This is a genomic window from Arthrobacter sp. R1-13, from assembly GCF_054161475.1.
This window is the reverse complement of the sequence record NZ_CP096420.1, coordinates 380,338-401,814: the sequence shown is the minus strand read 5'-3', so window position 1 is coordinate 401,814 and position 21,477 is coordinate 380,338. Positions and strand designations below refer to the sequence as shown.

At 62.1% G+C, this 21,477-nt stretch carries 24 protein-coding genes; 3 read left to right on the top strand and 21 right to left on the bottom strand.

The features are described from left to right. Nucleotide 1: 1 nt before the first annotated feature. The 9 genes from M1D88_RS01965 to M1D88_RS01925 are packed head-to-tail and all read right to left on the bottom strand — an operon-like array spanning nt 2 to nt 6,541. On the bottom strand, nt 2-298 hold the full coding sequence (locus M1D88_RS01965) for a DUF1801 domain-containing protein (protein WP_458112949.1): 297 nt from the start codon (nt 296-298) through the stop codon (nt 2-4). Nucleotides 299-314: 16 nt separating this feature from the next. Continuing rightward, nucleotides 315-1,388, bottom strand: coding sequence for a HoxN/HupN/NixA family nickel/cobalt transporter (locus M1D88_RS01960; RefSeq protein ID WP_458112948.1), 1,074 nt, complete (start codon nt 1,386-1,388; stop codon nt 315-317). Next, nucleotides 1,388-2,284 (bottom strand): urease accessory protein UreD, encoded by an 897-nt coding sequence (locus tag M1D88_RS01955; RefSeq protein ID WP_458112947.1) that lies wholly within the window; start codon nt 2,282-2,284, stop codon nt 1,388-1,390. The genes M1D88_RS01960 and M1D88_RS01955 overlap by 1 nt, the downstream gene beginning before the upstream one ends. Continuing rightward, nucleotides 2,281-2,898, bottom strand: coding sequence for an urease accessory protein UreG (gene ureG / locus M1D88_RS01950; RefSeq protein WP_458112946.1), 618 nt, complete (start codon nt 2,896-2,898; stop codon nt 2,281-2,283). Before ureG ends, M1D88_RS01955 begins: the two co-directional genes overlap by 4 nt. 33 nt (nt 2,899-2,931) lie before the next feature. After that, nucleotides 2,932-3,609 (bottom strand): urease accessory protein UreF, encoded by a 678-nt coding sequence (locus M1D88_RS01945; protein ID WP_458112945.1) that lies wholly within the window; start codon nt 3,607-3,609, stop codon nt 2,932-2,934. Nucleotides 3,610-3,613: 4 nt separating this feature from the next. Further along, on the bottom strand, nt 3,614-4,099 hold the full coding sequence (gene ureE, locus M1D88_RS01940; protein ID WP_458112944.1) for an urease accessory protein UreE: 486 nt from the start codon (nt 4,097-4,099) through the stop codon (nt 3,614-3,616). Between the two features lie 16 nt (nt 4,100-4,115). Continuing rightward, nucleotides 4,116-5,873: an urease subunit alpha gene (ureC, locus tag M1D88_RS01935; RefSeq protein ID WP_458112943.1), complete on the bottom strand. Its 1,758-nt coding sequence runs from the start codon at nt 5,871-5,873 to the stop codon at nt 4,116-4,118. After that, nucleotides 5,870-6,229, bottom strand: a complete 360-nt coding sequence (locus tag M1D88_RS01930; RefSeq protein ID WP_458112942.1) for an urease subunit beta — start codon at nt 6,227-6,229, stop codon at nt 5,870-5,872. Before M1D88_RS01930 ends, ureC begins: the two co-directional genes overlap by 4 nt. 9 nt (nt 6,230-6,238) lie before the next feature. Then, complete coding sequence (locus tag M1D88_RS01925; protein ID WP_247043639.1) at nt 6,239-6,541, bottom strand: urease subunit gamma; 303 nt, start codon at nt 6,539-6,541, stop codon at nt 6,239-6,241. Nucleotides 6,542-6,650: 109 nt separating this feature from the next. Here M1D88_RS01925 and M1D88_RS01920 point away from each other — a divergent pair, with 109 nt between their 5' ends. After that, a complete protein-coding gene (locus M1D88_RS01920; RefSeq protein WP_458112941.1) occupies nt 6,651-8,012 on the top strand; it encodes an alpha-amylase family protein in 1,362 nt (453 codons plus the stop codon). Here the strand turns inward: M1D88_RS01920 and M1D88_RS01915 are convergent. The 7 genes from M1D88_RS01915 to M1D88_RS01885 all read right to left on the bottom strand — a co-directional run bounded on the left by M1D88_RS01915 (nt 8,004) and on the right by M1D88_RS01885 (nt 13,291). Beyond that, nucleotides 8,004-9,269 carry an alpha-galactosidase gene (locus M1D88_RS01915; protein ID WP_458112940.1) on the bottom strand — a complete coding sequence of 422 codons (1,266 nt, stop codon included), beginning with the start codon at nt 9,267-9,269 and terminating at the stop codon, nt 8,004-8,006. The genes M1D88_RS01920 and M1D88_RS01915 overlap by 9 nt on opposite strands. A 107-nt stretch (nt 9,270-9,376) precedes the next feature. Then, nucleotides 9,377-9,946 (bottom strand): cysteine hydrolase family protein, encoded by a 570-nt coding sequence (locus M1D88_RS01910; protein WP_458112939.1) that lies wholly within the window; start codon nt 9,944-9,946, stop codon nt 9,377-9,379. A 12-nt stretch (nt 9,947-9,958) separates the two neighbouring features. Continuing rightward, nucleotides 9,959-10,396, bottom strand: a complete 438-nt coding sequence (locus M1D88_RS01905) for an SRPBCC family protein (protein WP_458112938.1) — start codon at nt 10,394-10,396, stop codon at nt 9,959-9,961. Nucleotides 10,397-10,419: 23 nt separating this feature from the next. Next, nucleotides 10,420-11,424: a LacI family DNA-binding transcriptional regulator gene (locus M1D88_RS01900; RefSeq protein ID WP_458112937.1), complete on the bottom strand. Its 1,005-nt coding sequence runs from the start codon at nt 11,422-11,424 to the stop codon at nt 10,420-10,422. 121 nt (nt 11,425-11,545) lie between these two features. Next, the gene (locus M1D88_RS01895; protein WP_458112936.1) at nt 11,546-11,860 is read right to left on the bottom strand and encodes a hypothetical protein; all 315 of its coding nucleotides are present in this window, start codon (nt 11,858-11,860) and stop codon (nt 11,546-11,548) included. Nucleotides 11,861-12,203: 343 nt separating this feature from the next. Next, nucleotides 12,204-12,914 (bottom strand): NUDIX domain-containing protein, encoded by a 711-nt coding sequence (locus M1D88_RS01890; protein WP_458112935.1) that lies wholly within the window; start codon nt 12,912-12,914, stop codon nt 12,204-12,206. Further along, nucleotides 12,911-13,291, bottom strand: a complete 381-nt coding sequence (locus M1D88_RS01885; RefSeq protein ID WP_458112934.1) for a DUF4406 domain-containing protein — start codon at nt 13,289-13,291, stop codon at nt 12,911-12,913. The genes M1D88_RS01890 and M1D88_RS01885 overlap by 4 nt, the downstream gene beginning before the upstream one ends. Nucleotides 13,292-13,350: 59 nt before the next feature. Here M1D88_RS01885 and M1D88_RS01880 point away from each other — a divergent pair, with 59 nt between their 5' ends. Next, nucleotides 13,351-14,112: a DeoR/GlpR family DNA-binding transcription regulator gene (locus M1D88_RS01880; protein WP_458112933.1), complete on the top strand. Its 762-nt coding sequence runs from the start codon at nt 13,351-13,353 to the stop codon at nt 14,110-14,112. 136 nt (nt 14,113-14,248) lie between these two features. On the opposite strand, the gene M1D88_RS01875 is transcribed toward M1D88_RS01880, so the two are convergent. Continuing rightward, nucleotides 14,249-14,416 carry a hypothetical protein gene (locus tag M1D88_RS01875; RefSeq protein WP_458112932.1) on the bottom strand — a complete coding sequence of 56 codons (168 nt, stop codon included), beginning with the start codon at nt 14,414-14,416 and terminating at the stop codon, nt 14,249-14,251. A gap of 115 nt (nt 14,417-14,531) precedes the next feature. On the opposite strand from M1D88_RS01875, the gene M1D88_RS01870 reads away from it, so the two are divergent. Further along, complete coding sequence (locus tag M1D88_RS01870; RefSeq protein WP_458112931.1) at nt 14,532-15,515, top strand: family 43 glycosylhydrolase; 984 nt, start codon at nt 14,532-14,534, stop codon at nt 15,513-15,515. Between the two features lie 27 nt (nt 15,516-15,542). Here the strand turns inward: M1D88_RS01870 and arfA are convergent, their stop codons facing one another. The 4 genes from arfA to araA form a co-directional block, all read right to left on the bottom strand. Then, entirely contained in the window at nt 15,543-17,078 is a 1,536-nt protein-coding gene (arfA, locus tag M1D88_RS01865; RefSeq protein ID WP_458112930.1) for an arabinosylfuranosidase ArfA, read from the bottom strand. Nucleotides 17,079-17,619: 541 nt separating this feature from the next. Beyond that, entirely contained in the window at nt 17,620-18,573 is a 954-nt protein-coding gene (locus tag M1D88_RS01860; RefSeq protein WP_458112929.1) for a hypothetical protein, read from the bottom strand. A 136-nt stretch (nt 18,574-18,709) separates the two neighbouring features. Beyond that, on the bottom strand, nt 18,710-19,801 hold the full coding sequence (locus tag M1D88_RS01855; protein WP_458112928.1) for an alpha/beta hydrolase: 1,092 nt from the start codon (nt 19,799-19,801) through the stop codon (nt 18,710-18,712). 137 nt (nt 19,802-19,938) lie between these two features. Further along, nucleotides 19,939-21,459, bottom strand: coding sequence for an L-arabinose isomerase (gene araA, locus M1D88_RS01850; protein WP_458112927.1), 1,521 nt, complete (start codon nt 21,457-21,459; stop codon nt 19,939-19,941). Nucleotides 21,460-21,477 lie beyond the last annotated feature (18 nt).

Below are 21,477 nucleotides of genomic sequence, written 5' to 3'. Positions count from 1 at the left end.
GTCAAGATCCTGCGACGGACCGGGCTACCCGGGACACGTCCCCTTCACCTTCCAGCAGGCCCAGTTCATCCGGGATGGTCGCACCCAGATGGAACATCAGAGACACGTTCTTTTTCGAACGGGGAAAGAAGGAGGCGATGTTGCCCTTGTACATAAAGGTGGGTGCCTGCCATTTGATTGCTTCGGTCACCGCCAGATCCACGGCCAGGATAAATTCCCTGATCTTGCCCACTAGTTCGCGCTGAGGGTTGTCGTACTTCTCAAACCACGCGTCGACGTCGGGGTTGCGGTTTCCCATGGCACAGGCACAAACCTTAGTCCCGGCCCCTTGCCCAACCAACGCCTTCATCCTGCTGGTTTTGGGCCTTCAAGCGAGCATGCAGCGCCGCCACCGCCCACACCCCCAGCAAGATGGTAATCAGCAACAGGCCGGCGTCGCCAAGATCTACTGACCCCAGCCATCTGGTGAGCGGATCTTCCCATCCGAAGGCGGCATTGAAGAAACCGCCCAACGTTATCGCCGCGATGAAAAGGGCGGACGCAGCAGAGATGCCGGTGATCACTGCGTTGAATCCCAGCTTCTGCAGGGGACGGCGGATCGCAGAGCGGTACATGCGCATCATGGCCGCCCCGTTGATCGTGTCGCAGAACGTCATCGCTGCCGTGAACGCCAGTGGCAGCGCCAGCAGGGCCAACGGGGAAACACCTGCAACGGAGGCGGAAACGGCCATCATCAGCAGCGCAATGGTGGTGGCGGTGTCGAAGCCCAATCCGAACAGGAAGCCGATCACATAAACATTCCGCGGCCGTTTCACCCGTGAGAGCGGTTTGGCCAGCAGCCGGGCCACCAGACCCTTGGCCTCCAACTCCTGTGCCGTGACGGTCAATCCCGAACGGGCCTTGAGGTAAGAACGCGTAGCTGCGACAAATGCCGAGCCGTTGAACGCGCCCATCAACAGCAGGAAAATCCCCGAAACTCCGCTGCCGATGAGCCCGAGCACCAGATTTTCGCCAGTGCCTCCGGTTAAGAACTGGCCCATCACGGACGCACCACCCACCAGCAATACCCCTGCCAGCATCACGACGGAACTGTGGCCCAAGCTGAAAGCGAAGCCCACACTCACCGGATCCTGGTTTTGGGCCACGAATTTGCGGGTGGAGTTGTCGATAGCGGCCAGATGGTCCCAGTCGTAGCTGTGCTTGATGCCGGCAAGATAGGCAGTGATGACCAGGCCAATCGCCAGCGCTTCCGCGGCCCCCAGCAAGAGGAGCACGACGGCGGCCGCATGGAGCGCAGCCACCGCACCCAATGTGCAGGCCAGCCGCGTACGCAGCGGCAACTGCTCACGGTCGCGGTAAAGCTGCCGGGCTTCGGCTGGCCCGATCATCAGTATTTCCTGAGGTCCAGGGGAGGCTGCCCGTACCAACGTCTGCGCAGCAGGGTAGTACACGATTGCAGCAGGCGCTGGAGTTCCTCGGTGCTGTCGGACAGCGAGCGCAGCACCAGCCCGGTTGTTCCGGCTACGCTGGCCGTCAGCGAAACGCCTGTGTACGCCTCGTGCGTCCTGGTCAGCTCATGCAGTTCGTCCGCGAGCGCCTGATCCACTCTCCGGTCCACCACCAGCAGCGAACCCACGTGACTGTAGCCCTCCATAAACCCCGTTCCGGTCACGTCATCATCCGAGGGCACGATCAGAAGGTTGTCCAGCGCCAGCAGCTGCCGAGCTTCCCCTGCATCTACCGTAATCTCGGTTCGCAGGCGCACCTCCTCATACCGGAACGCCGTCCCGTCCGGGGACCATCCCGGCGTGACAACTTCGGCCATGATCAGGCTTGATGTTGGCCGTACGGTTACGCGGGTGTTTTGGCGGTAGCTGGCCTCGCGGTAGGCAATCAACTGGTCCGGAGCCAACTCCAGCTGTGCCCCTTCCCCCAGCACCAACCGCATCCGTTGCTCAGCAAACGATCCCGGTGTCCGGTAGATCTTCGTCGCGGACTGCGTGGTCAGAAGCAGGCGGGCCGCATCCTCCACCTCCACCTCCATGACATAAAGATCGGCCCCAAGGTAAGCCCCACCAGGATTCACAAGAACAAAACACACCTGCCCGCTGTCATCCAAGTAATGCGGCCGCAAGACCCTCAAAGCGCCCTCGTGAAACTGCCGTGAGGCGATGGACCGTCCGTTGCGGTCAGTGACGACTAGTTCAAGACGGCCCCTCTCGGGCTGATCAGCCGCCGGCGGTGAGAGAACACTCGAACCCAGCCCAACCGCCGTCGTGCTCATGACGCCAGATCGAGCATCAGGACATCGCGCCGGATCCAGGCGATCACGGCGTCGAGCCCTTCGTCCGTTTTGAGGTTGGTGAAGCAGAACGGTTTGGTGCCCCGGAATTCGCGGGAGTCCCGTTCCATGATTGTCAGGTCTGCGCCGACGTGCGGCGCGAGGTCCGTCTTGTTGATGATGAAGAGGTCGGACTTGATCATGCCCTGCCCGGCTTTGCGCGGGATCTTCTCCCCCTGCGCGACGTCGATGATGTAGATGGAGAAGTCCACCAGCTCCGGGCTGAAGGTGGCCGAGAGGTTGTCGCCGCCGGATTCCACGAAAATCACCTGCAGGTCAGGATGCCTCGCCTTGAGCTCTTCAATCGCTGCCGTGTTCATTGAGGTGTCTTCGCGGATGGCGGTGTGCGGGCAGCCGCCGGTCTCGACGCCGATGATCCGGTCCAGCGGAAGGATGCCGTTTGCCGCCAGGATCTTGGCGTCCTCGATGGTGTAGATGTCGTTGGTGATGGCCGCCATGGAAATCTCGGCGCTCATATGGCGCGTGAGCCGCTCCACGAGCTGCGTTTTGCCGGCTCCTACGGGTCCGCCGATACCGATCTTGATGGGTTCAGACATTTGCTCTCCTGACAGTCCAGCCGTGCAATCCAACTAACTCATAAACATTCGTGCGCGTTGCCGCTCGTGCCGCATCTGCGAAATTTCCAGCCCTGGACTTACTGCCCCAAAATCGTCCGGCGTCAGTTGTCCCACCCGCTCAACGGCGGCAGCAACGGCGTCGGCCGCCTGGCGCAGTAGCCGCTGCCCGGCGTTCTGGCCCAAGGGCACCGCACGGACGGCGTTTTGCGTCAGGGACGTGACGGCAGCAAAAAGGTAGGCAGCGAGCGCCTCGTTCAACGGGACCCCGAGGGAACGGGCGACGACGGCGAATGCCAGCGGCTGATGGCCGGAAGCACGGCCGCCGCTCACCAGCCCGCGGTACTCCTCGAGCTCCGGCGAGGGAAACACTTCAGCGCCAATCTCGAGCAGCCGACCGCCCATTTTCAGGCTGGCCTCGCGCAGTTGCCGTGGCAACAGCTGGGCAGTCAGCAAGGAGTCAAGCTCCCTAACCGGATGATCCTCGTAGACGAGGCGGATGGCCAAGCCGTCCGAGAATGTAAGCTGCTGCCGCACAAATGCAGAAAGCCAAACCCCGAAGCTGGCCTCGTCCCGCACCAGCCCGCGCTCAATATAGGTCTCAAAGCCCAATGAATGAGCAAACGCTCCCGTGGGCAACGCGGAGTCAGTCAACTGCTGCAATGCAAGCTGATAGCCGGGAGTAGCTTTCATGCAATCAGTGCGAGTGTTCAGCGTGGCGGAAAGGCACCGGCATCACCCGTTCCTGGCGGTCATAAGGCACTCCGACGTGTTTGAGGTAGTCCTCAACGGTGTGGTCATACTGGCACACCATGACCTCGGCACCGTACTCGGAGGTGGAGTCGAAGAACTGGGCCTGCAGGTGGCGGTTTCCTAGGGAATGGGCCACCACGCCCATTTCGGAAATGGTTCGCGGCGCGATCACCAGGACGTCCGTGGGCAGCACCGACACCACGATCATGTTGGACTCTGCCACATGCAGGATGTCGCCGTCGCGAAGGTCCACGGAGCCGGCCGCCAGCCGGATGCCCAGCTCCTTGCCGTGGTCTGTCGTGACCCTCTGGATGCGCTTAACCAGTTGGGCGCTGGGCAGCACCACCTTCTCCTGGTGCAGGCCGGCGTAGGTTTCGGCCGCACCGCCGGGCAGTTCGTGCACGTTGCCGAGGACTTTCTCGATGATCACGTCAGCTCCAGGGGTTCTAGAAGAGGAAGTAGCGCTGGGCCATGGGCAGTACGTCAGAGGGTTCGCACGTGACGTTCTCCCCGTCTACCGTCACCTGGTAGGTCTCCGGGTCCACCTCGATGTCCGGCGTTGCGTCGTTGTACTTCAGGTCGGCCTTGGTGAGGTTCCGGATCCCTGATACGGGACGGATCACCTTCTGGAGGCCGAGCTCTTCGGGTACGCCGGCGTCGATAGCGGCCTGAGACAGGAAGGTGATGGAGGACTGCTGCAGCGCTTTGCCGAAGGTGGCAAACATGGGCCGCATGGTCCGGGGTTGCGGCGTGGGGATGGACGCGTTTGCATCCCCCATGAGGGCGTAGGCGATCTGCCCGCCCTTGAGCACAAGTTCCGGTTTGACGCCGAAGAATGCCGGATCCCACAGGACCAGGTCAGCGAATTTTCCTTCCTCCACGGATCCGATCGAGTCCGCCATGCCGTGCGCGATGGCGGGGTTGATCGTGTATTTTGCCACGTACCTCTTCAGGCGGAAGTTGTCGCTGCGGGCGGAACCGTGGACACCGCCAGTGTTGTCCCTCTGGGGGTCCTCCAAAACTCCCCGCTGCTTCTTCATCTTGTCGGCCACCTGCCAGGTGCGGGTGATGACCTCGCCCACCCGTCCCATGGCCTGCGAATCCGAGGAGGTGATGGCAAAGATGCCCATGTCCTGGAGCACGTCCTCCGCTGCGATGGTTTCCGCACGGATGCGTGAATCAGCGAAGGCCACGTCCTCGGGAATGTCCGGGTTGAGGTGGTGGCAGACCATCAGCATGTCCAGGTGCTCTTCGATGGTGTTGCGCGTGTACGGCAGGGTCGGGTTGGTGGACGCGGGCAGCACATTCGGGAGGCCGGCGATCTTGATAATGTCCGGCGCGTGCCCTCCCCCGGCGCCTTCCGTGTGGAAGGTATGGATGACGCGGCCGTCGATTGCCCTGATGGTGTCCTCTACGAAGCCGCACTCGTTGAGAGTGTCTGTGTGGATGGCCACCTGGATGTCGTATTCGTCGGCGACTTTGAGGGAAGTATCGATCGAGGAGGTGGTGGATCCCCAGTCCTCATGCACCTTGAGGCCGATCGCTCCGGCCCTGATCTGCTCAGCGAGGGGTTCGACCGCGGACGCGTGTCCCTTTCCGAGAAGTCCGATGTTGATGGGAAGGCCCTCGGCGGCCTGGAGCATCCGCTGGATGTGCCATTTGCCGGGCGTTACGGTGGTCGCTTTGGTGCCTTCGGCCGGGCCGGTTCCGCCGCCCAGCATGGTGGTCACTCCGCTGCACAGCGCCGTGGGCACCTGTTCAGGGGAGATGAAGTGGATGTGCGAATCAACGCCGCCGGCCGTGAGGATTTTCCGTTCGCCGGCGATGATCTCGGTGCTCGCTCCGATGACGATGTCCACGCCGTCCGTGATCTGGGGGTTTCCGGCTTTACCGATTTTGAAGATGTGGCCGTCCCGGAGGGCTATATCCGCCTTGTAGATGCCGGTGTAGTCCAGCACGATCGCGTTGGTGATAACGGTGTCCGGCACACCGCCGCCGGAACCAATATCGTCACGGGTGAGCTGGCCGTTCTGGCCCATGCCGTCCCGGATCACCTTGCCGCCCCCGAACACCACTTCCTCGCCGTAGCGGGTGAGGTCATTCTCGATCTCCAGGAACAGCTCTGTGTCTGCGAGGCGGATGGCGTCGCCCGTCGTGGGCCCGTAGAGGTCCGAGTACTGCTTGCGGGACAGTTCAAAACTCACGCGGCTCCCCCAGCAGTGGATGCTCTCGCAGCGGATGCTGGCCCGCCGGCGTCGAGCGTTCCGTTAACCGCGTTGCTGAGTCCGAAAACCTCGCGGCGCCCTGCGAGCTCGATCAGCCGGACAGTCCGGCGGTCGCCTGGTTCGAACCGTGCAGCCGTGCCGGCGGGAATGTCCAGGCGCCGTCCGTGGGCCGCCTGGCGATCGAACTCGAGTGCACTGTTCGCCTCGGCAAAGTGGTAGTGGGAGCCCACCTGGACGGGACGGTCGCCGGTGTTCAGTACGACGACGTCGATCGCGTCCCGTCCGGCATTCACCACCACCGGTTCAGGCCGGAGGACGTATTCTCCTGGGATCATCTGTTGCCCCTAGCGGATAGGATCGTGGACGGTCACCAGTTTGGTGCCGTCCGGGAAGGTAGCTTCGATCTGCACGTCATGGATCATCTCCGGGATGCCTTCCATGACGTCCTCGCGGGTGAGCAGCGTGGTCCCGTAACTCATCAATTCGGCCACTGTCCGGCCGTCCCGGGCGCCCTCGATCAACTCGTAGCTGATGATGGCCACGGCCTCCGGGAAATTGAGCTTGAGCCCACGGGCCTGACGGCGCCGTGCAAGGTCAGCCGCCACCACGATCATGAGCTTTTCCTGCTCACGGGGTAAAAGATGCATCCGTAATCCCTTCAGCTTGTGACCAGAGTAAGCCCGCCAGGTTTCGGAAAGATTTCGGCTCACTGGCAGAATGGCCCGGGTACGTTCCCCTCCAGCAAAGGAGCATGCCTTGCCCGAACCGGATTGGGTGCAGCACGCAGTGTGGTGGCAGGTCTACCCGCTTGGATTCGTTGGTGCTGAGCAAAATGCCTTGCCCCCTGGCGCGCCTGTGGTTCATCGGCTCCCTCAGCTCATCTCCTGGCTGGACTACGCCGTAGAACTGGGCGCTTCGGGCATCGCGCTGGGCCCGGTGTTCGCCTCGGAAACGCATGGCTATGACACCACTGACTACTTCCGCATGGACCCCCGTCTAGGTGACGACGCCGACTTTGACGAGCTGATCCGAGAAGCGCACTCCCGGGGCCTCCGTGTGCTTTTGGACGGCGTCTTCAACCACACCGGCCGGAGTTTCCCACCCTTCCAGGAGGCGATGTCGCAGGGCCCGTCCGGGGCCAAGGCCTCCTGGTTCCGCTTCAAGTGGCCTGACTCCGGCTGGACTCCCGGGATGGAGCCTGAGTACACGGATTTTGAGGGACACCACCACCTCGTCGCCTTGAATCATGCCGAACCGGAAGTTGCCGGATTCGTTGCCGGGGTCATGAAGCATTGGCTGGCACGGGGAGCTGACGGTTGGCGGCTGGATGCTGCGTACGCTGTAAGGGCGTCGTTCTGGTCCAGCGTCCTGGCCGAAGTCCGGGCCGAGTTTCCCGACGCCTATTTCGTCGGCGAATACATCCACGGCGATTACGCGGCGGCGGTCAGTGACGGCAGCCTGGATTCCGCAACCCAGTACGAACTCTGGAAAGCCGTCTGGAGCTCGCTCAACGACCGCAACTTCTACGAACTCGCCGCGGCCTTGGAACGGCACAACTCGTTTATGGCTGGTTTTGCACCGCTGACCTTCATCGGGAACCATGACGTCACGCGCATTGCCAGCAAGCTTCAGGATCCTGCCCTCCTGCCCCTCGCTCTTGTGGTCCTGCTGACGGTGGGAGGCACACCATCGATCTACTACGGGGACGAGCAGGCCTTTCGCGGCATCAAGGAGGACAGGGCCGGGGGCGACGACGCAGTGCGGCCTGCCTTCCCTGCCTTGCCTGCTGATCTCAGCCCTGAGGGATGGCCCACCTATCGGCTCTACCAGGAGCTGATCGGAGTACGACGGCGGCATGCCTGGCTCCACTCGGCCCGCACCGCTGTGTGGTCGTTGACCAACGAGCAGTTCATCTTCGTGGCCGAAAATGATGGCGACGCGCTGGTGGTGGCGTTGAACCTTGCCGATGAGCCAGCAGACCTCGAGGTAACGGCGGACATACGGGCATCGGCGGTGGCCCTGCTTGCTCATGCGTCGCTGCTTGCAGGAACCGGAAGCCTCGACGCTCAGTCCCGAAGGGTGAAGTTGCCACCACGAGGGTGGGCGATCTTAGGCTAGGTTGCGTGGCGTAAAGCGGTAGAGACACACTCCGTGCGGGGCAATCTCGAAGCTCAGCACATCCCCGCTCACTTCCAGTTTCTCCTGGGTCCACGACTCGAGCGCTGCCCAATGCTCCCATTCAGCCGTCTCGCCGAGGCCGAGATCCCGGAGTGGGATGTCCCGGCGAAGCACCTCAGTCCCGGTATTGAAGACAGCACCAAACCGGTCCTCCGACGTCGTGCTTTCCGCTGCCCAGATCACCAGGTTCCCCTCGCGGAGGAGCTCACGGTTTCCGGTGCTGGCCTTCAGGATTTCAAGCGCATCCCGGTTGGTCAGCAGACCGAGCGTTTCCGGCGGGGAGCTTGGAAGGTCGCAACCCAGCATCAGGGGCGAGCGGGACATGCACCAGAGCGTCATCATGGTGCGCTGTTCGTCCAGCGTGAGCCTGGTGACCCTTTCGGGGCCGCGTTCGGCACGCAAGGCGATCCGGCCTACCGGCAGCATGTCGGCGTCGGCCCACGCTCCTGCTCTCTGATGGGGCGCCCAACGTGCCATGCGCCCAAACTGCGCCTCGACGTCGTCCCAGTTGTCCCAGAGATCGTCGGAAACACGCCACATCTGCGAGTTTTCACGGAGGTGCTCAAGGTGCGCCAGGGACAGGGCGCGGCCCGGCGAAAGGCTGAGGATCATCTCCCGGCCCGAATTCCGGATGGCCTGCTGGTAGGACCGGATCTCTGCCGCCAGGTAGGGACCCACCATGTCATCGGCTTTGATGAAGTCCACACCCCAGGCTGCGAAAAGCGCCAACTGGGAATCGTAATAGGCCTGGGCGCCGGGATGGTAGTGGTTCAGGCCGTAGTTGTCGGTGTTCCAGTCGCAGACCGAATCGAGGTCTGCCACCTGGTCTGCGGTGAAGCCCGTGCAGGCTACAGGCAGTTTGTCCCGGACCGCTTGCCGGGGGATGCCCCGCATGATGTGGAGGCCGAACTTGAGGCCAAGGGCATGGATTTTCGCGGCCAGCGGAGCGAATCCCCTTCCCTCCGCCGCTGAGGGGAAGCGGTTGACGGCAGGCATTTGCCGGCCCGCGTGGTCCAGGACCAGGGCCGCGCCATCGTTGTAGCCACCCGCTTTTGCCGCCGGCTCATACCACTGGATATCGACGACGACTGTGCCCCAGCCGTAGGGGGCCAGATGGGCGGCCATGTACTCCGCGTTGGCCAGGACTTCATCCTCAGTGACCGTGGTCCCGTAGCAATCCCAGCTATTCCAGCCCATGGGAGGCGTATGCGCTAACAACATTCCTACAACGTTATAGAGCGTCTCCTGGAAACGGAAGAGCCCGTAAGATTTTGTTACTCGGTCTCTGGTTGCGGTGAGCTGATCTAGCCGTGGTTAGTCAGCCTCTTCCTCAGCAGTTCCTTGATTTGGGGCGGAGTCAGAACCGCCTGACGGTAGCCCTTGGACAGGATGGATAAAACCGCTTCTGCTGCCTCCTGATCCTCAGAACCGATGGCTTCACGGGCATAAGCCACACGGATATTGTTGGCGAAGGCGTCAGCTGCCGTCTGGGCGATGCAGTTGTGGGTGGAGACACCGCCGAGAATGATCTGGTCAACGCCCCAGTTCCGCAGGCGAAGTAACACATCGGTGCCCATAAAGGCGCTGTCCCTGGTCTTTGCCAGGCAGGGCAGGTCTTCAGTCCTCAGTCCCGGCACGAAATCGGCCTGCCCGGTGCCTCGGAAAATGAAGCCCTGGTCGTCGTCGAGCATGCTGAGGGTCCATGTTGACTTGTCCCGCTCATGCTCAGTCTTCACCAACAGCACCTTGCCGCCTGCTTCTTCAACGACGTCGATGAGGTCATTGCAGGCAGCCACCAACTCATCCTGCTGGGCTGCCAGGTCCGGATTCTCGAAAAAGGCGTTCTGCATATCGATGATGAGGGCCGCGATCATGATCCACTCCTTTCAGTTGGACTCGAGCACTTCCTTTAGTTTCCGGAGGTCCTTCCGCATTGCCCGGCGCATCATCGGAGCCATAACGGCACCAGCGAGCTTGGAAAATCCGGCGGGGCTGCCGGTATTTCGCAGGACCATTCTGGTGGACGTTGTCCCCTCGGGAGTCCAGGCGTAGGTGGTCTGCATCGGGAACGGGCCTTGGGCGGTGCGCATCACAAGGCGTTGCCCGGGGAGGAGCTCAATGATTTCGTAGACGTAGTCCAACGTCCGGCCAAGGAAGCGGGCACTAAAGGCAAGCTTCGAGCCGACAGCCATGGGTGGTTGTGTCTGCCACTTGACGCTTTTGATGTTGGAATACCACTGCGGGGCGTTATCGGGGTTTCCCGCATACTCGGCAACATGGTCTTGCGGCCTGTTGATGACGGTCTCCACCTGGACATCCACCATTGCCCTTGTCCTTCCTCGCAGCCTTAAGGAGCTGAGTCCCGGATCCTGAGCTCGAAACCCGCTTCCAGCTGGAGTCCTTCGGCTTCCGGCGCCGTTCCTTCAATCCGGTCTATCAGCAACCCTACGGAGCGCTCTGCGATTTCGTCCATGCCCGGGGCCACCGTGGTGAGGGAGGGAGAGGCAAAACGGGCCTCGTCAATGTCGTCAAAGCCAGCAATGGCTACTTCTTCCGGCACTTTCACCCCCTGCATCAGTAACTCATGCAAGGCCCCCAGTGCCACGGTGTCGTTGAGCCCGAACACGGCATCAAACTGGACTCCGCTGTCCAGTAGCTGGCGGACGGCGGAAGCCCCGGCGTCCCGCCGCCACTGGCACAACACAGCCAGGTCGGGATCGAACTCCAGCCCGGCAGCCATGAGGGCCTGGCGGTAGCCCACCATGCGCAAACCCGAACTGCCGGTGGTGTCTTCCGGAGCAGCACCGAGAACAGCCACCCGACGCCGCCCGGACGCCAGGAGGTGGGAGGTGAGAGCCTGCGCGGCTTCAGTGTTCTTCATGGTGACAAGATCAAAGCGGGGGTCTGCAATATGCTCCCCCAGCAGCACCAAAGGCTTGTCGCCTTGGGCAGCCGCGACGTCGTCGGGCCCCAGCGCCAGGGGTGTGAACAGGAGGCCGTCGGTCAGCTGGCGAAACTGGCCCTGCAGCGCGGCAAGTTCATTCTCCCTAGTCGCCGCCGACTGTTCCACGAGCACCCGGTATCCCCTTGCTGAAGCTACTTTCATGAGGTGGGAGGCCAACTCGGCGTAGTACGGGGAGGAGAGATCGGAGAGCACCAGCCCCAGCATGCGCGTCTTACCGGAGCGGAGGCTGCGTGCCGTGAGGTTGGCTTCGTAGCCCAGCGCGGCGATTGCGTCCAGCACCTTCTGCTTGGTGGCGGGCCGGATGAACTCGTAGTCATTGAGCACATTGGACACCGTTTTGAGGGAGACGCCGGCTGCTCGCGCGACGTCGTTCATAGTGACAGCCATAGCTGGGTCCTTCGTCCGGCAACTCTTCCAGTTACATCGTTGCAGAAATATCCATTACTCGTGGACTCCAGGGAAGGAAGATGTTCACTCACTCACCAATGCACTGGAACACGGAGTGACGTCAAAGCGATGACAGGACTACGTAGGTGACGATAACTGCGCCAAAAATGACAGGCAGGCCGGCTACAAAGAGCCCGCCGAGGGCCCACCCCTCGTCGCCTCGTTTAATCACCCAGATAGCAAGGATGCACGTGAACACCAGAAGCAAGAAGGACAACACGGTTAGCATAAAGGCGCTGTCGACTGCGGGGGACCGTGGGGCAGTGCAGGAAAACAGGCAGACGGAATCAAAAAAGAGCTTGATCCCCCAGGCAAAGCCCACCACGCCTACGACTGCAGTGGTGAAAACCGCCGGACCTGAATATTTGCTCCCCATACCCGTAATCATGCGTGAGTTTGAGAAAAAGTCCAAACAATGGATTAATACCGACGCCAATTGCCTGCGTATGCCCGACTGGGCCCCTCTTCAACTCTGGAATCCGCAGCGGATGCGTAGTGAGCTTCCAGCTCATCCATATGCTTCGGGGTCCTGAGGAGACCTCCACTAATGCTGGTTGCCCGGAAACGCGATGTTTGTTGCCGGAACAGGAGCTCAAGTGCAGCCTTGAAGTTACGCACCACCAATGACATCACAACGATGGCAGGACTATTTTGGCGGTCCAATGGCGGCCGCGACTCCCCAAACCATGACGCCAGAACAGACAGGAACAGGGTCATGGTCAAAGCACTGTTACGGCGGGTGAATTGCTCCCAAAGAGGTGGGTCATGGCTGCCCACTGGAGAAGAATGACGGTCTTGCCGTCGACGATCCTGCCATCGGATGTCATCGCAAGTGCTTCATTGAAGGGAATCTCGAGTACTTCGATGTCTTCACCTTCTTCCTGCAGACCGCCTCCGGGCGTTGTCCGGTCGGAGGGGCTGTAGGCTGCGGCGTAGAAATGGACGGATTCCGTGACGGAACCGGGGCTCATATAGAGGTCGAAAACATGTTGCAATTCCCCCAGCGTGACTCCGAGCTCTTCGCTGGCTTCCCGTCGGATCGCAACTTCGGGGGCATCGTCATCAAGAAGGCCCGCGGCCGTTTCGATGAGCATGCCGTCACGGTGCCCGTTGACGTAGGCCGGGAACCGAAACTGCCGGGTCAACAGAACCGTTCTCCGAAAAGGATCGTAGACCAGAATTGTGGCACCGTTGCCCCGGTCGTAGGTTTCCCGCTCTTCCATGACCTGTCGCCCGTCGCGCCGGCGGTAAGCGAAGGTGGTCCGGCGCAGAACGTGCCACCCGTCTGACGTTACTTCAACCCCGGTGATCCTGACGTCCGGGTTGCGATCCAGGCCGACACCCGCACGGTCCAAGCCTGTACGGCCACGGCTGTCCGGGACGTCCACGCCGGGCTGTCCAAGAACAGGATACCCGCCATTCGGTCTCACTGAATGGCGTCCGTCTGTGTCAGTACGGCGCCGGGGATCTCGTCCAGGCTGTAGTAAACAGGTATGCCTCGGTCTCGGGCAATCGCAACGTCCTGGTCGGCTCCTCGCGACTCGCCGGCCAGCCTGAGGACCGCATCACATCGCTGGAGAAGGCGTTCAGCTGTCGGGTACATCACCTGACCAGCTATCGGATCCGAGAGATTTTCCACGCCCGCACTCCCCAGAACGGGGAGCGCCACCCACTCTCCGATCATGGGTAAATGTCCGGCTTTGAAGATCGGCCAAGCCACCTGTTCAAGGCGGGAAAGGTTGCGGCGCAGCAGGTCGGGGTCATCCCCCGTCCCGGAACGGTAAGGGCCAGCAATCAATATCATCATGGACTTGGTCATGCACATTAGAATAGTGCAACAACATGCATGAATCGGAAGGAACATGAATGCTAGCCGCTGAACGCCAGTCAATCCTGCTCAGTCGCCTTGCCGAACATGGAAAGCTGATAGCCAAGGACGTCGCGGCTGAGTTAGGTCTGTCCGATGACACCATCCGCCGTGATCTCAGAGAACTTGCCGCCGCAGGGCTGTGCCAACGGGTATATGGAGGAGCCCTGCCCGTTTCGCCGGCGGCCGCGGCCTACGCCGCTCGCATAGGTGTTCAGCCGGAGAGCAAAGATCGGGTCGCCCGGTGCGCTGCCCGCCTCATCGATCAGGGCAGTACCGTCATCCTCGACGGCGGCACAACCACCCTCGCCGTGGTTCGGACACTAACGCCTTCCCTCAAGTGCACGATCATCACGCACAGCCCTACTATCGCCGCAGCACTTCTGCCATTCACGGGAATCGACGTCTTCCTCCTCGGAGGTCGTCTGTTCAAACATTCGGCGGTGACCTGCGGTGCCGCCGCAGTGGAGGCAGCACGGGCGATCTCCGCTGACCTATTCCTTCTCGGGGTGACAGGGGTGCACTCCTCGGAGGGGCTGACCACGGGGGACGTTGAGGAAGCGGCCATGAAGCGGGCCCTGGCTGGGCGGGCAGCCGATACCTACGTTCTTGCCAGCGCAGAAAAGATCGGCGTCGCCTCCCGCTACCAAGTCCTGCCCCTGACTGACATTGCAGGCATCATCACCGACCGACCAGAAAACGATCCGACTCTCAAAGCGCTCCGAAGGGACGGAATCACCCTTATCGATGCGAACACCTGATCTCTGCAGCGCATATCCGGTACACAAAGGGACGGAGGCCAGTCTCGGGAGATACTCCATCCGGCAGGACGAAACCCCGTGGTCCGAACGTCCCATTCGCAAGTCCCTGCCCTAAACCCTGCGTTCATCGCCCGCGTCAGTCTGATTCGGGGCCAAGGTCCAGTTCTTCTTCGTCGCCATCGCGGACAGCCTGGTTTGCGATCAGGTCCATGCGGTCAGCGGCCATCAGAGTGTCATCTCCTTGGATCTCTGCAATGTCTTTGCTGTCGATCGCCTCGGCCGATTCAGGGTTGGATTCGGACATCGTCGTCTCCCTCGTGGTCCATCAACGCTAACTGGGATGGCCAGAATAGCCCCATCAATCCAGCCAGTCCAGTGGTCCCTTCCCTCGGTTTCTCCAACGTTGTAAACTCGTCGGCATGATCCCTGAATCCCCACTGTTCCGCTGCCCCGTATTCGACGGCGCCGCCGATCCCACAGTCATCCATAAGCGCGACACTCAGGAGTGGTGGATGTTTTACACCGCACGCCGGGCAACACTTGCGGCCGGAGGATGCGAATGGATTACGGGCACCCGTATCGGCATCGCAGTCTCCTTGGATGGTGGATCCTCCTGGGAGTACCGCGGCGTAGTGGAAGGTCTGGATCCCGAGGATTCTCCCGGCCTCAACACGCATTGGGCTCCCGAGGTTGTCTGGCACGAGGACAGGTACCACATGTTCCTCACGTGGGGTGCTGGAGCACCCGGAACCTGGGCTGAACAGACAGAACGCCGCGTGGTTCACTTCACTAGCGATGACCTCCAGCAGTGGGACTTCAGCGAAACGATCGACGTCGGCTCAGAGAACGTCATCGACGCCGCCTTCGCCGTGGTGGGGGACGGCCAACCACGCCTATGGTTCAAGGATGAAGTGGACGGTGCCACCACATGGTCAGCCGTCTGTAACGATGCAACACGCCTCACCGGCTGGCGGTCTGAAGGTCAGGTAATTGGCCGTCCCGCCCACGAAGGGCCCAACGTATTCCGGCTGGGAGGGTGGTACTGGATGGTGGTGGACGAATGGCGCGGCCAGGCGGTGCACCGCTCTGCGGACGGTCTGGCGTGGGAGCGGCAGGAGGCCAACAACGGACTCATCCTCGACGCTCCGGGGAGCGGCGCCGATGACGCCACGTACGGCCGGCATGCAGATGTTGTCACCCAGGGCGACCACGCCTACATTTTCTACTTCACCCACCCAGAGTGGCAGGACACCGAGATGGCCAACGGGCTGCTGGACCCTGCCGAGGCCCTGCGGGAGCAGCGCACCAGCATCCACGCTGCACGTCTTAACGTAGAGGAGGGAGTCCTGGTCTGTACACGAGACCTGGACTCCCCCATCAACTTGGACCCTGCCCTTATCTAGGCAATATGGCCTGACTCCTAGTCGCCCCTAGGCGTTCACGGCAAGGCGGATCATGCTCCAGGACACCGCCGGAAGCTCGGCGGTGAGCCGCCCGCCGTCGAGCTTTGCCGAGGTGTTTTCGGTGGGCAGGACCGACGTCGAGTCGTCAGCAGTGGCCTGCCAGTACGGTTCCTTGTTCGAGTAGGTCACAGCCTCGACCACCCGCACGTTGCCGAGTCCGGCCACAGCGGCGTCCAACGTGAGCGCGTCCGTCACCGATCGGTTGACGGCGAACACCACTGCCTCGCCCGTCTCGGAGTCGAAGGTGGCCACCGCGGAGAGTGCGTCGAAGTTCTCGGTTTTTCCGGCATTAAGCGACGGCGATTCCAGGGCAAGCTTCAGCACGGTACCGGCGGCATGGCGGGATGTGAGCGCGAAGGGGTGGAACGTGGTCTGCTTCCAGGCACGACCACCCGGTTCCGTCATGATCGGGGCAATAACGTTCACCAACTGGGCCAGGCTGGCCGAGTGTACACGGTCCGTGTTCCGGAGCAGGGTGATGAGGAGATCACCGACGACGACGGCGTCCGCCACCGTGTACCGGTCCTCCAGCAGCACGGGTGCAACGGGCCAGTCCTTGCCGCTCGGGACCTTGGATTCAGCCCGGCTCCCGTGCCAGACATTCCACTCGTCAAAGGAAATGTTCACCTGCTTGGAGGACTTCTTTACTGACTTCACGTGGTCAATGTGGGACACGGTGTCGCGGATGAAGTGTTCCATCTTGTGGCCCGCGGCAAGGTGCTCCTGCAGGTCACCGAAGTCTTCAAAGTATTGATGGGCGGAGACGAGGTCCACCAGGTCGTAAGTCTCCGTCAGGACAACACGCTCCCATTCGCCGAAGCTGTCCATCCCCGGTGAGGAGCTTCCGCATGCCACCAGTTCGAGGTCAGGTTCGATCATCCGCATGCCGCGTGCAGTGTCGGCAGCAAGGCGTCCGTACTCCAAGGCGTTCTTGTGGCCGATCTGCCAGGGGCCGTCCATTTCGTTGCCCAGGCACCACATCTTGATGCCATAGCCGGTCTCCGCGCCGTTGGCCCTGCGCTGGTCCGAGTAGGCTGTTCCGCCGTCGATATTGCAGTATTCGAGAAGGTCCAGCGCCTCCTGGGTGCCACGGGTTCCCAGGTTCACTGCCATCATGGGTTCGACGCCGGCCTTCGCCGTCCATTTGGCGAACTCGTCCACGCCCACATGGTTCGGGTCAGTTGAGTGCCAGGCCAGGTCCAGACGGACCGGACGCTTTTCCACCGGCCCCACGCCGTCTTCCCAGCGGTACCCCGAGACGAAGTTTCCGCCCGGGTAGCGGATGGTGGAAACTCCGAGCTCGCGCGTGAGCTCCAGGACGTCGGTGCGGAAGCCGTCCTCGTCCGCGGAGGGATGGCCGGGCTCAAAGATGCCCGTATATACACAGCGGCCCAGGTGCTCCACAAAGGAGCCGAAAGTCCTCCTGCGGACCGGCCCGACGGTGAAGGCGGGGTCGATGGTGACCTGTGCCGTGGCTGTTTCAGTATTGCCCGTATTGCTCAAGGGAAGGATCCTCGCTCTAGTTTCTACAACGTTATAGAACATTGTTGAAGGTTGAGCGTGATTCGTCAAGGGTCAGGGGTATCAGCCCTGGGAATTCCTCATCAGGATTGAAGCCGCCGCCGCGCCCCCCAGCAGCGCGGCGACAGCAGGCGCCGAATAGAGAGAGGCCAACCGGTCTTGGCAGCGGGTCGATCATCGGTTGGGCTACCAGTCGGCTTTTGATCCGATTGCTTCTCCAGGCCTTGTACCGGGTGTCTGACCGGACTGACCCGCCCGGCCAGACACCCCGTGTCGAAGCCGACTAACTACTGGAAGCTAGTCGGTCGGGACCAAAGGGTCCGGCCAGTTGCCGACGGCGCCCCGCACCGCATGCGGCCACCAACCGATCCGCCCTCTGGTGGAGGATCGCTCCCGGGCTATGGCCCGGGCGCAGTCCAGTTGGGTGCAAACAGACATGAGATTCTCCTGACTGAAGTTTCACTCCGGACGCTGACAGCGTCAGGGGTCTTCGTCTGCCTGGAAATGGGCAGAGTTAACCCGTTCAGTCGGGGGTGGACCCGGGATCAAAGGGTGGGGCGACGGGCGGAAGCTCCTGGAGGCTGGGCATTCCGGAAAAGTGAGATGCCAAGGGAACTGCCCAGAACTCTGCCACGTCCGCCCAGGCTTGGGCTCCGCCTCCGGCAGATCCGGTAGATGCGGAGCCTGGACCGGCAGCAAGGGCAGCCTGGAGGTGACGTTCTCCGGGGGCAGGTGCCTCCGGTACCGGCACTGATCCACCGGAGTCTCCCATAACGGCCAGCGTGTGTAAGGCAGGCGGGATCAAAAGCGCTTGCCCTGTTCTGGTTCCATCCGCGGTTTGGGTAGCGGAGGTGCCACTCTGGGATGACGGCGTCAGCACGTTTGCGGCAACCGCTTCGGCAGCGGGCTGAGCGGTCGGCACCTCACTGCTTTGGCTGTCATTTAGAGCCTCTTGACCCAGCAAAATAACGCCCGGAACCGAGGGAAGAGGTTCAGGCAAAACGGGAGGCACCATGTCAGGTCCAGGCAAGGGAGCGGTCGGGATAACGTCCGCTAAGCCGCCCACGATTTCCCCAACTTCCGTGACCACCGGCTGGACGGGATCTACCGCCGAGCCAACGACGTCCACCACGTCAGCGAGTCCGGCGTCGACGGTGGGGGTGATGTTGGCGACAGCGCCGCTGACGGCATCGGCCACGGGAGCCGTCACCGGGGACGCTGTGCCGATGACGGCGTCTGCCACCGGAAGCAGCGTGCTGGTAGGAAGTTGGATTGGGGCAGGAAGTGCTGCTGCGCCCGTGGAGGCATCCTCGAGAGTGGTGGCGCCGGCCTGCGTCAGCTGAGGCACGAGGTCAGGGTCCGGCAGGGCGGCGTTCGCGGTTCCAGCGCCCCAGATCAGCCAGGCGAGGGCAGCGAAGGCGGCAAATAAAAGAGGGCGCAGGACACTTCGGCGACGTTGATTTAGCGCGAGGTCCATACTTCACCCCCACCTGCACAATGGGAGATCAGAATACGCCCGCCCGAAGAACCGCGTCTAGACCACCGCGCTGCCTTTCAGAACATGGCTTACCCCGCCACGCGGCGCGTGCGGGCACGGTGACGCGGCGGTGAGCCTAAGGTCGGGTGTGCTTGGCCAGGAAATCGAACGTCTGGTCCCGCGCATCCTGGGCGGCTTTGTAGTCCAGGTGGAACTGGTACTCATGCGGAAGCGCCGGTTCGTGGTCGGCAGGAAAGAACAGCTCTGTCACTGGCACCCCTGCAGATTTCAGCCGGTTGCTGTAGGGGATGGATTGAAGCCATGTGAGGCCATCGCCGTTCCCGCCGCTGATGAACGTGGGTGGGAAATCATTGGTGACGAACTCCACCGTTGACATGGTGCTGCCCGCATAAGTGTCCGACCAGTCCTTGGTGCCCGTGTATCCCCAGAGCGATACTTTGAAGCCCCAGGCTGCAATGCCGTTGAGATCCGCCATGGCCTGAAGGTCATAAACGCCGCAGTGCAGGATGGTGGCGGCCAGCTGCTTCTTGTCCAGCGCTGGCTTGATACCCAGCAGGTTGGCATAGGCGGGGTTGACGGTGAGCGTGGTGAGCTGGCTGGCCAGTTGCCCCCCGGCGGAATCTCCGGCGAGCACAATCTTGTTCGGATCCACTTTGAGCTCGGCAGCGTGCTCCGTGATGTATCCGAGTGCCCTGTTGAGGTCCTCCACTGCAGCAGGGTAGGTGGTTTCCGGGGCTATGGGGTAGTCGAGGCTGATGGTGGTGTACCCCTTGGCGGCGAGGATCCGGAGATAGGGCTCCACATCCGTTTTGTTCCCTGAGATCCATGCCCCGCCATGGATCCAGACGACGGCGGGCAAGGGTCTGGCGGCGCTCTCCGGCGTAAAGGCGTCCAACGTACCGCCGTCCATGTACGAAACGTCCCTTCTTTCTGCCAAGGGAGTGTCAGGAACGTACGGAAGCATCTCTTCGACGGTGGACTTCGCTCCGCCCTCGAACACGCTGCGGATAAGGAGTGCGGACGGCCAAGGAGTGATGGACAGGGCAATCAGTGCCACGAGGACCACCACTACGACGACGTCAAGTATCCGGAACCTTCTCCGCCTGGCCTTTGGGACATTGGCCGTCTTCTGCTCGAAATCAGCCAACGGAGCGTCCACCACATTTCGGCGCTCAGTGGTGGTGTCAGTCGGTTCTAAAGGTCCCATTGCACGCTCTCCCCCAGTTAGGCGTTCAGGATCTGTTCAGAGCTTCAGGATAGGGCAAGCGACCGGACTTAAACAGGAGCGGGGCGTGGTGGGTGTCCACCGCGCCCCGCTCCGTTTCCAAAGAATACAGTCAGCTCTTAGAGCCCACCGGCCAGCTTGTAGTAGGCGGCGTTCCAGTTCAGTTCTTTCTTAAACTGTTTGATGGTGGTGTTTTCGTCGATGGTCAGCAGTTCCGTCTGGGCAATCTCAGCGAAGTCCTCGAACACATCCATCCCGACGGCGGTGGAAAGCACCGTGTGGTGCGCCGCGCCGGCGGTGAGCCAGGCGGCAGCAGACGTGGCGAAGTCCGGCTTGGGCGACCACAGCGCCCTGGCAACCGGGAGGTTGGGCAGGGGCTCGTCGAGGTCCACGACGTCCACGGCGTTGGCAACCAGGCGGAAGCGGTCGCGCATGTCGGACAGGGCCACCACAACTCCGGGGCCGGCGTCGGTGTCAAAGACCATACGGACGGGATCTTCCTTGCCGCCGATGCCCAGCGGGTGGATCTCGACGCGCGGCTTGGTGGCGGTCAACGACGGGCAGACCTCGAGCATGTGTGCTCCGAGGATCTTTTCCTGGCCGGGCGTGAGGTGATACGTGTAGTCCTCCATGAGCGAGGCACCGCCGGGCAGCCCAGCACCCATGACTTTGGCCGCGCGGACCAGGATGGCTGTCTTCCAGTCGCCCTCGGCACCAAAGCCGTAACCGTCAGCCATAAGCCTCTGCACTGCCATGCCCGGGAGCTGCCGAAGCTCGCCGAGATCCTCGAAGGAGGTGGTGAACGCGGCGGAACCATTGGCTTCCAGGAAGCTGCGCAGGCCGAGCTCGATCCGTGCACTGTAGCGCAGCGACTCGTGGCGCGCACCGCCGGCCTTCAGTTCCTCGGCCACCTCGTACAGGTCCTCGTATTCGGCGACGAGCTTGTCGACGTCGGAGTCGGAAGCGCCATGCACGGCGTCGGCAAGTTCGTTAACTGACCAGGTGTTAACCGACACACCGAAGCGGAGTTCGGCTTCGGTCTTGTCGCCCTCGGTGACCGCGACGTTGCGCATGTTGTCACCAAAACGGGTCAGTTTCAGGGTCCGGACGGCGGCCCAGCCTGCGGAAGCGCGCTGCCAGACACCCACCTGGCGGGTGACCTCGGGGTTGGACACGTGGCCCACAACAGTCTTGCGCGGGATGCCGAGGCGGGACTGGATGTAGCCGAATTCCCGGTCGCCGTGGGCGGCCTGGTTCAGATTCATGAAGTCAAAGTCGATGTCCGCCCAGGGCAGTTCGACGTTGGCCTGGGTGTGCAGGTGCAGAAGCGGTTTGCGGAGCAGGTCCAGGCCCTGGATCCACATCTTGGCTGGCGAGAACGTGTGCATCCAGGCGGTGACGCCGATGACCTGATCGGCGGAGTTGGCTTCCAGCGCGGTGCGCCGGATGGCGTCCGAGTCGGTCAGGACGGGCTTCCAGACCACCTTGACCGGAACGGAGGATGAGGCGTTGAGCTGGTTGGCGATCTCCTGCGACTGCGCTGCGACCTGCTTCAGAACGTCCTCGCCGTAAAGGTGCTGGCTGCCGGTCAGGAACCAGACTTCATACTGCTCGAGCGAGGTGTTGTTGGCGTTGTTCATGATGTCTCCTGAAAAAGT

What these genes read in the sequence shown, in the direction of transcription:
- araA (WP_458112927.1), bottom strand. Translation starts at nt 21,459, where the DNA reads ATGAACAACGCCAACAACACCTCGCTCGAGCAGTATGAAGTCTGGTTC.
- M1D88_RS01870 (WP_458112931.1), top strand. Translation starts at nt 14,532, where the DNA reads ATGATCCCTGAATCCCCACTGTTCCGCTGCCCCGTATTCGACGGCGCC.
- M1D88_RS01955 (WP_458112947.1), bottom strand. Translation starts at nt 2,284, where the DNA reads ATGAGCACGACGGCGGTTGGGCTGGGTTCGAGTGTTCTCTCACCGCCG.
- M1D88_RS01860 (WP_458112929.1), bottom strand. Translation starts at nt 18,573, where the DNA reads ATGGACCTCGCGCTAAATCAACGTCGCCGAAGTGTCCTGCGCCCTCTT.
- ureG (WP_458112946.1), bottom strand. Translation starts at nt 2,898, where the DNA reads ATGTCTGAACCCATCAAGATCGGTATCGGCGGACCCGTAGGAGCCGGC.
- M1D88_RS01930 (WP_458112942.1), bottom strand. Translation starts at nt 6,229, where the DNA reads ATGATCCCAGGAGAATACGTCCTCCGGCCTGAACCGGTGGTGGTGAAT.
- M1D88_RS01895 (WP_458112936.1), bottom strand. Translation starts at nt 11,860, where the DNA reads ATGGGGAGCAAATATTCAGGTCCGGCGGTTTTCACCACTGCAGTCGTA.
- M1D88_RS01875 (WP_458112932.1), bottom strand. Translation starts at nt 14,416, where the DNA reads ATGTCCGAATCCAACCCTGAATCGGCCGAGGCGATCGACAGCAAAGAC.
- M1D88_RS01855 (WP_458112928.1), bottom strand. Translation starts at nt 19,801, where the DNA reads ATGGGACCTTTAGAACCGACTGACACCACCACTGAGCGCCGAAATGTG.
- M1D88_RS01960 (WP_458112948.1), bottom strand. Translation starts at nt 1,388, where the DNA reads ATGATCGGGCCAGCCGAAGCCCGGCAGCTTTACCGCGACCGTGAGCAG.
- M1D88_RS01925 (WP_247043639.1), bottom strand. Translation starts at nt 6,541, where the DNA reads ATGCATCTTTTACCCCGTGAGCAGGAAAAGCTCATGATCGTGGTGGCG.
- M1D88_RS01900 (WP_458112937.1), bottom strand. Translation starts at nt 11,424, where the DNA reads ATGGCTGTCACTATGAACGACGTCGCGCGAGCAGCCGGCGTCTCCCTC.
- M1D88_RS01880 (WP_458112933.1), top strand. Translation starts at nt 13,351, where the DNA reads ATGCTAGCCGCTGAACGCCAGTCAATCCTGCTCAGTCGCCTTGCCGAA.
- M1D88_RS01945 (WP_458112945.1), bottom strand. Translation starts at nt 3,609, where the DNA reads ATGAAAGCTACTCCCGGCTATCAGCTTGCATTGCAGCAGTTGACTGAC.
- M1D88_RS01885 (WP_458112934.1), bottom strand. Translation starts at nt 13,291, where the DNA reads ATGATGATATTGATTGCTGGCCCTTACCGTTCCGGGACGGGGGATGAC.
- M1D88_RS01905 (WP_458112938.1), bottom strand. Translation starts at nt 10,396, where the DNA reads ATGGTGGATGTCCAGGTGGAGACCGTCATCAACAGGCCGCAAGACCAT.
- M1D88_RS01965 (WP_458112949.1), bottom strand. Translation starts at nt 298, where the DNA reads ATGGGAAACCGCAACCCCGACGTCGACGCGTGGTTTGAGAAGTACGAC.
- M1D88_RS01910 (WP_458112939.1), bottom strand. Translation starts at nt 9,946, where the DNA reads ATGATCGCGGCCCTCATCATCGATATGCAGAACGCCTTTTTCGAGAAT.
- M1D88_RS01915 (WP_458112940.1), bottom strand. Translation starts at nt 9,269, where the DNA reads ATGGGCTGGAATAGCTGGGATTGCTACGGGACCACGGTCACTGAGGAT.